General features: G+C 35.5%; 2 protein-coding genes. One reads left to right on the top strand and one right to left on the bottom strand.

Translation table 11 applies throughout. From position 1 onward, the window contains the following. Positions 1 to 123 precede the first annotated feature (123 nt). A complete protein-coding gene (tatC, locus tag AC1DSB_RS18495) occupies positions 124 to 852 on the top strand; it encodes a twin-arginine translocase subunit TatC (RefSeq protein ID WP_477533224.1) in 729 nt (242 codons plus the stop codon). A gap of 312 nt (positions 853 to 1,164) precedes the next feature. On the opposite strand, the gene AC1DSB_RS18500 is transcribed toward tatC, so the two are convergent. Then, the coding region (locus AC1DSB_RS18500) for an HAD-IC family P-type ATPase (protein WP_477587329.1) at positions 1,165 to 2,055 on the bottom strand (891 nt) is incomplete at its 5' end.

The following is a 2,055-nucleotide window of genomic DNA, read 5'->3' on the forward strand; positions in this document are numbered from 1 at the left end:
CATTAAGAGAGTTCAAGAATTCAACTAAGGATCTTTTATCAGAAGAAAAAAGCGCGACTCCCAAAGAACAAGTAAATAAAGAGTAAATATTAGATAATGAAGTACGTTTAAGGAGGATTGTAGATGAAAGGTCAAAGCATGAATGTTGTTCAACATTTAGAAGAATTACGCAAGGCAATTATGATTACTCTAGGAATTTTTCTACTGTTTTTTGTGCTGGCCTTCATTTACGTTCAGGATATTTATCACTTGCTGGTCAAAGACTTGCCATTTAAGCTAGCTTTATTGGGTCCAAGCGATATATTGATGGTTTATTTAATGATTTCAAGTGTTGTCGCGTTAGCTGCTACTATGCCTGTTGCTGCACATCAAGTTTGGCGATATATTAGTCCAGGTTTGACAGAGAAGGAGCGTAAAGTGTCGCTTGCGTATGTACCGGCACTATTTATTCTATTTATAATAGGAATCAGTTTTGGGTACTTTATTTTATTTCCTCTAGTGATGAGTTTTTTAATGTCATTGTCCAATGACATGTTTACTACTTTTTTCACAACAGAAAAATATTTCCGGTTTTTGTTGAATATGACTTTACCTTTTGGGTTTCTATTTGAACTGCCAGTCGTGATAATGTTTTTAACAAGTTTAGGAATAATTAATCCGTATGTTTTACAAAAAATAAGAAAGTATGCTTATTTTGTGTTGATTGTTACTTCCGTATTGATTACACCACCAGATTTCTTGTCAGATATTCTTGTGATTATTCCTTTACTCCTGTTATATGAAAGCAGTATCACATTGTCTAAATTTGTGATTAAACGACAACAAAAAATGTTAGATAAATTAGTTACGTAAGAACACACTTTTCACTAAAAGTCTAATTACCATTTCATATTTCACCCAGTAAACAAGAAAAGCCCTCAGAAAGAATTCTGTTGGCTGTGAATTTATCGCTTTTGGTTAAGTCGATCTTACTTTACATGTAATCTTATTACTTTTCACCAATTTAACCGTGAAAAAAAGTGACACAGTTTATAGTTTATATGTGAAGTGAGCCACTCTAAATTAATGGAAAAATATTTATTCATCATAATGTAATAGAGCCATTATCAATAACCCCCTGAGTAAAAGGTATTGGTAATGGCTCTTTTTATCTTCTCAAATATTTTAATATTTTGTTCGGATCAATCTTAATGAATTGAGTACTACAATTAACGTTGCACCCATATCTGCAAAAATTGCCATCCATAACGTTAACCAACCCGGAATAATTAACACGAGGGCCAATACTTTTAACCCAAAGGCAAATGCAACATTTTGGTAGAWGATGTTCAACGTTTTTCTGCTTAATGCAATGGTATATGGGAGTTTCTCTAAATCATCGGCCATTAAAGCGATATCAGCTGTTTCGAGCGCCGTATCGGTTCCAGCACCTCCCATTGCGATTCCAACAGTTGCACTTGCTAAAGCAGGAGCGTCATTTACTCCATCTCCAACCATAGCAACTTTACCATGCTCTTCTCTGAGTGATTTAATCACACTTAATTTGTCTTGTGGCATCAATTCAGCTCTGACATCAGTTAATTCCAGTTGCTTACCGATAGCACTGCCTGTTGCCTGATTATCGCCCGTTAACATAATGGTCTTTTGAATACCCAATTTGTGAAGTTTTTTGATGACATTTAGGCTGTTTTCTCTCACTTGATCAGCTACTGCAATGAGTCCTTTGATTTCATATTCAGTGCCCAGTAACATGACCGTCTTCCCGTCCATTTGAAGAGCTTTAACTTGGGCTTCAATTGTGCTTAATATAGAGTGAGTTTCTCTAAATAAATTTGGACTTCCAATATAGATAACCTGGTCATCAATCGTTGCTTTGGCACCTTTTCCTGTGATCGATTGGAAATCCACAACCGGTACCAATTCGATTTTTTGTTTTTCAGCTTCTTTCAAGATGGCTGATGCAAGTGGGTGTTGAGAAAACTTTTCGATGGATGCTGAAAGCTGCAGAATTTCCGGAATGTTCATTTCTGATAGGGAAACAACAGACGTTACTTC

The sequence above is a fragment of the Paenisporosarcina sp. P4_E4_2 genome, from assembly GCF_056401595.1.

Excerpts from the sequence above, each read along its gene's own strand:
- tatC (WP_477533224.1), top strand. The coding sequence starts at position 124 with ATGAAAGGTCAAAGCATGAATGTTGTTCAACATTTAGAAGAATTACGC.